Consider the following 6,318-nt stretch of genomic DNA (forward strand, 5'->3'; position numbering starts at 1 on the left):
CAGGCTTGCGCCCATTGTCCAATATTCCCCACTGCTGCCTCCCGTAGGAGTCTGGGCCGTGTCTCAGTCCCAGTGGGGCTGATCATCCTCTCAGACCAGCTACTGATCGTCGCCTTGGTGGGCCATTACCCCACCAACTAGCTAATCAGACGCGGGCCGATCCTTCAGCGATAAATCTTTCCCCTTGCGGGCGTATACGGTATTAGCCAAAGTTTCCCTTGGTTGTTCCGTACTGAAGGGCACGTTCCCACGTGTTACTCTCCCGTCTGCCGCTCCCCTTGCGGGGCGCTCGACTTGCATGTGTTAGGCCTGCCGCCAGCGTTCGCTCTGAGCCAGGATCAAACTCTCAAGTTTCATGAGATTTGATCTCGGCTGATCACACGTTTCGCTGGTGTTGCTTTCGCAACGCCATCTTTGACGAGGTCCATCCACCGGTCTTGCCCCCGATTGCTCGGTTGCCCGACCGTTGCGATGTACCTTGAAACGTAGACCGCCGAAGTATTCTCGTCTGGCCGCGCCCTCGCACAGGCTGGGGCATTCACCCCGAGCATGCACTTGGAAGCGGCCCGCAAGGACTCCGCCGTCCACGTTTCTCTTTCTTCCGATTCACTTTTCAAACAGCCCGGGGCCGGGAGGCCCCATCCCCGACGCCCGGGGACAAAAACCGGCGAAGCTTTCCTGCCTCCGACAACTGATCGGAAGCTGATTTCACTGTTTCAAGTGAGGTGCTTCGAAAGGCGCGTCGTCACGCCGAGGCAGTGCGGCGCGCCAGTGACGGGGTATATATTCGGGAGCCCTTTTCGTGTCAACACGATTACAACGAAAAAAAATCGCGTCGTCCCCAAACCCGGGCCTGTCTAGATTAGATGGGTCGAGTCCTTGATTTTTCAAGGCAATTGGAGGCCGCGCCGTACTGAGGCCACATTCATGGGTCGTCCTCTGAGGCTGTGGGGAGCATGTTCGCGGGGCCCTGCAGGCCAATTCGAAGCGGTTGCGGCAAGATGACCGGCTCGCATTGACGGGCTGTAGCGGCCACGGCATCGTGCCGCCGCGTCGTTGTCCGGTTCGGATCGCTGCTTGGGGGCGGCGATCCGTCGACTGTTCGGACCGGGCGGACACGCTTTGAGCTTGATACGCCCGCGGTTGAGGGGGACGGCGCATTGGATCACGGAAGGCGGGCGGCATTCCGGTCGGGGCGCGAGATCGATCGCATCGATCTTGGCAATGAGCCGCCGATTTCCGTCGATGGCGGCACCGGCATGACCATCGACCGCCGGCGCGTCTCCGCGCAGTGGTTTTCCGGCACAATCCTGACGGGCCTTTGCGGCGCAGCCCTGATTGGCGGCGCCGTTTTTACATCGCTCGATGGCGAGGCTCATTTCGCCGCCTCGCCCGAGCGCGCCGATACTGCGCTGCGTGGCGCGATCGCCGAGCGCGCCGCCGGTCCCCGCAAGGGCGACCGCCTGCCGCCGGCCGGCGAAACCAACTCGGCACGCCAGGTCATCCGCGTGTCCACGACCAGCCGGGTCGGCAATCGCGAGATCGTCCGGGTGCGTCCCTACGTGCGGGTCTCCTCCAATCTTGCCCTGGCGGCAACCGAACTCTCCGCGAATATTCCGCCCTTCAATCCGCAAAAGATGCTGGCCGACACCGACACGCCGGTCCCGAACAGCAACAATGCCGAAGCGGCGGCTCCGGATGCGGAAGTCTCGTTCGAGCAGCGCGACCTTGCCGCGATCCTGCCGCGCGCGAAACTTGCCGGCACCGCGCCGATGGATGAAATCCTTGCGAGCGTTCGCGAGGCCGCGAGCTGGAACGCGCAGGATCCCGGCACGCGCTATCAGGTCGCCGGACTGACCCCGCCCCGCGCCCTCGGCTATGCCCCCGCCGACAGCAACCCGGATCCCTATGCCGGGTTCGAGGCGCGGATCGTGCCGGAAAACATTACGCTCCTGCCCAAGAACACCACGCCGTCGAACACCGCCAACGAGAAGTCCGTCGTCGTCAAGAAGGGCGACAACATTTCGAGCATCCTCCAGGACCTCGGCGCGCTCCCGCAGGAAATCCGCGCGATCGCTGCGGCGCTCGGTTTCCGAGGGCGCGACAACGGCCTGAGAGAAGGCCACCGTGTGCGGGTTCTGCTGCTGCCGACGCCCGATGGCGCGCGCCAGCAGCCCGCTCGTGTGATCGTCGCTAACGACGCGGCCATCGAGGCCGTGATCGCCCTGTCCGACCTCGGGCGCTATGTCGCGGTGGATGTCGCGGCCATGAACACCGCCTCGATGTCGGAACCGCGCGATGACGAGGAGGAGGACGACGGCTCCGGCTTGCGTCTCTATCAGAGCATCTACGAGACCGCGCTCCGCAACCAGATTCCACGCGCGGTGATCGACGATCTGATCCGCGTCTATTCCTACGACGTCGATTTCCAGCGCAGGGTCCAGCCCGGCGATTCGTTCGACGTCCTCTATGCCGGCGAGGATGAAGCGCCGGGCGGCGCCGAGACCCGCAACGACGTGCTGTTTGCCGCGCTCACCGTCGGCGGCGAATACCGGCGCTACTACCGCTTCCAGACCCCCGACGACAACATCGTCGACTTCTACGACGAGACCGGGAAGAGCGCGAAGAAATTCCTGGTCAGAAAGCCGATCGCCGACGGCATCCTTCGCTCCGGTTTCGGTGTGCGGCGCCATCCGATCCTTGGCTACGCCAAGATGCATACCGGCGTGGACTGGGCGGCGCCTCACGGCACGCCGATCTATGCCGCCGGCAACGGCGAAGTGGACCGGGTCGGCTGGGAAGGCGGCTACGGCAAATATGTTCGCATCCGCCACACCAACGGCTACGAGACCGCCTATGGCCACATGACCGCCTATGCCAAGGGCATCGCCGAGGGTGCGAAGGTGCGGCAGGGCCAGGTGATCGGGTTTGTCGGCTCGACCGGCCTGTCGACCGGCGCGCATCTGCACTACGAGATCATGGTCAACGGCCGTTTTGTCGATCCAATGCGCATTCGTCTGCCCCGCGGCCGCGTGCTGGAAGACAAAATTCTCGCGCAATTCGAAGAAGAGCGCGAGCGGATCGACTCCATGATGGCGCGCGGCGGCAGCCGCATGGCGCAGACCAACGCCAGCGCGCGTTAGTCTTGGCGTTGGCGACCGGCGACAGCCCGGTTCACCGACCAAAGCCGGCGACCGCCTGTTTGGCGCCAAGACGCAAAGCAAGGCGCAACGAAAAGGCGGCCAAACCGGCGCGCCGATAATCGCCTCGGCAGGAAGGACGCTCTCCCCGCAAGCGCAGGGAGAGAGCTTCAGCCTTATGCAGCTTGCCTGGCGGCTTCGCCATTGAAGGTCAGCCCGCCCTTGCCGACGGAAACCTTCACCTCATCACCGTCCTTGATCTTGCCGGACAGGATCAGCTCGGCGAGCGGATCCTGCAGGTTCTTCTGGATCACGCGCTTGAGCGGGCGCGCGCCATAGGCCGGATCGTAACCCTTCTCGGCGAGCCATTCGCGCGCTGCAGGTTCGAGCGTGATCGTGATCTTGCGCTCCTCAAGGAGCTTCAAGAGGCGCTGCAGCTGGATGTCGACAATCCGGCTCATGTCTTCGCGCTTGAGCCGATGGAACAGCAATATCTCGTCGACACGGTTGAGGAATTCGGGCCGGAAATTCGCCCGCACCACCGCCATCACCTGGTCGCGCACAGCGTCCGAATCCTCGCCTTCCTTCTGGTTGACCAGATATTCGGCGCCGAGATTGGACGTCATCACGATCAGGGTGTTGCGGAAGTCCACGGTGCGGCCCTGCCCGTCGGTCAGGCGGCCGTCGTCGAGCACCTGCAGCAGCACGTTGAACACATCCGGATGCGCCTTCTCGATCTCGTCGAACAGGATCACCTGATAGGGCCGCCGCCGCACCGCTTCGGTCAGCGCGCCGCCTTCCTCGTAGCCGACATAGCCGGGGGGCGCGCCGATCAGCCGGGCCACGGAATGCTTCTCCATGAATTCCGACATGTCGATGCGCACCATCGCGTGTTCGTCGTCGAACAGGAATTCGGCGAGCGCCTTGGTCAATTCGGTCTTGCCGACGCCGGTCGGGCCTAAGAACATGAACGAGCCGATCGGCCGGTTAGGATCCTGCAGGCCGGCACGCGCGCGCCGCACCGCGGTCGAGACCGCCTGCACCGCTTCCTTCTGGCCGATCACGCGCTTGGTGATCTGCTCCTCCATCTTGAGCAGCTTCTCGCGCTCGCCTTCCATCATCCGGTCGACCGGAATGCCGGTCCAGCGCGACACCACCTGTGCGATATGGCTTGCGGTGACGGCCTCCTCCGACAGCACGGCGTGTGCGGCGCTGGCCTCCTCGACGTCCTTCAGCTTCTTCTCGAGCTCGGGAATCCGGCCATATTGCAGTTCGCCCGCGCGCTGATAGTCGCCACGGCGCGTTGCGTCCGCGAGTTCATTCTTCAGCTTGTCGAGCTCTTTCTGCAGATCGGCCGCCTTGGTGAGCTTGTCCTTCTCCGCCTTCCACTTCGCGGTGAGAGCGTCGGCCTTCTCCTCCAGTTCGGCGAGCTCCTTTTCGAGCTTTTTCAGCCGGTCCTTGGAGCCCGGATCGGTCTCCTTGCGCAAAGCCTCCTGCTCGATCTTCAGACGCACGATTTCGCGATCGAGATTGTCGAGCTCTTCCGGCTTGGAATCGATCTGCATGCGCAGCCGCGCCGCAGCCTCGTCGACAAGGTCGATCGCCTTGTCCGGCAGGAAGCGGTCGGTAATGTAGCGGTGCGACAGCGTGGCTGCTGCGACCAGCGCCGCGTCCGCGACCTTCACCTTGTGATGCGCCTCGTATTTTTCCTTCAGCCCGCGCAGGATCGAGATGGTGTCCTCGACACTGGGCTCGTCGACAAAGACCGGCTGGAAGCGCCGCGCCAGCGCGGCATCCTTTTCGACATGCTTGCGGTATTCATCGAGCGTGGTGGCGCCGACGCAATGCAGTTCGCCGCGCGCCAGAGCCGGCTTGAGCAAGTTCGAGGCGTCCATCGCCCCGTCCGCCTTGCCGGCCCCGACCAGGGTATGCATCTCGTCGATGAAAAGAATGATCTGCCCGTCCGAGCCGCCGACTTCGGTTAGAACCGCCTTCAGCCGCTCTTCGAATTCGCCGCGATATTTGGCGCCGGCAATCAGCGCGCCCATGTCGAGCGCGAGCAGCTTCTTGTCCTCGAGCGATTCCGGCACGTCGCCGTTGACGATGCGCAGCGCCAGGCCTTCCACGATCGCGGTCTTGCCGACGCCCGGCTCGCCGATCAGAACGGGATTGTTCTTGGTCCGGCGTGACAGCACCTGAATGGTCCGGCGAATCTCCTCGTCACGGCCGATCACAGGATCGAGCTTGCCGTCGCGCGCCGCCTGCGTCAGATCGCGCGCGTATTTCTTCAGAGCGTCATAGGCATTTTCGGCGGTCGCGGTATCTGCGGTACGGCCCTTGCGGATCGCCTCGATCGCCGCATTCAGGTTCTGCGCGGTGACGCCCGCCTTCTGCAAAATCTTGCCCGCCTCGCTGTCGCGGTCCATCGCAAACGCGAGCAGGAGCCGTTCGACGGTGACGTAGGAATCGCCCGCCTTCTGCGCGACCTTCTCGGCCTGGTCGAAAATGCGCGCCAGCGCCGGCGTCATCTGCGGCTGGCCAGCGCCGCCGCCGGAGACTTTCGGCAGCTTCTTCAGCGCGGCTTCCACGTCGGCCAGAGCCTGCCTGGAATGGCCGCCCGAACGGTCGATCAGGCCGGCGCACAATCCTTCCGGATCGTCCAGCAGCACTTTCAGAAGATGTTCGGGGGTGAATTGGGGGTTGCCCTCACGGAGGGCCAGCGAATGCGCCGACTGAATAAAACCGCGCACGCGCTCGGTGTATTTTTCAAAATCCATCTGTCGCTCCCTCGGCCTGATCCGCGGCCCTTCACGAGGCACCTGCGGAGCATCTCTCTCGTCCGGAGACCATGATCCGCCGCAAAACGGCAGACCAAAGACACTCCGAACCAAACCGGCGGACCCCGGACGGGCATCCGCAGCTGCGATGTAGGAATGCGGTCCCGGACCCGGAAGGGAGATTCGGGCAAAAAACTTGCGAAGTCCTGCGCTGGGAAGCGCTGCCCTGCGGCATGGTCAAGAAAGCCCTCCTGCGGAATGACGTTTCGCGGTCCGGCCTGCCGCCCGGGACGTGAAAGGGCGCGGGGCGGGCAAGCGCCGCCGCCCCTGTTCTTTGGCCGGCGCGGGGACGCCCGTCTTTCATGAAAATGTGAGGGGAATGATGCGCCGAAAGACGCAGG

Annotated in this window: 2 protein-coding genes and 1 rRNA gene; 1 reads left to right on the plus strand and 2 read right to left on the minus strand. The window is 63.9% G+C overall.

All coding sequences use genetic code 11. The features are described from left to right. A 16S ribosomal RNA gene (locus tag ACK41X_RS22110) occupies positions 1-354 on the minus strand; the annotation flags it as partial. A gap of 806 nt (positions 355-1,160) precedes the next feature. On the opposite strand from ACK41X_RS22110, the gene ACK41X_RS22115 reads away from it, so the two are divergent. After that, the gene (locus ACK41X_RS22115) at positions 1,161-3,143 is read left to right on the plus strand and encodes a M23 family metallopeptidase (protein ID WP_409728048.1); all 1,983 of its coding nucleotides are present in this window, start codon (positions 1,161-1,163) and stop codon (positions 3,141-3,143) included. 173 nt (positions 3,144-3,316) lie between these two features. Here the strand turns inward: ACK41X_RS22115 and clpB are convergent, their stop codons facing one another. After that, a complete protein-coding gene (clpB, locus tag ACK41X_RS22120) occupies positions 3,317-5,917 on the minus strand; it encodes an ATP-dependent chaperone ClpB (protein WP_409728051.1) in 2,601 nt (866 codons plus the stop codon). Positions 5,918-6,318: the final 401 nt, after the last annotated feature.

It is taken from the genome of Pseudorhodoplanes sp. (genome assembly GCF_046289595.1).
Lineage (GTDB): Bacteria > Pseudomonadota > Alphaproteobacteria > Rhizobiales > Xanthobacteraceae > Pseudorhodoplanes.

Bases quoted from the DNA above. Each gene is read 5' to 3' on its own strand.
- clpB (WP_409728051.1), bottom strand. From the start codon at position 5,917: ATGGATTTTGAAAAATACACCGAGCGCGTGCGCGGTTTTATTCAGTCG.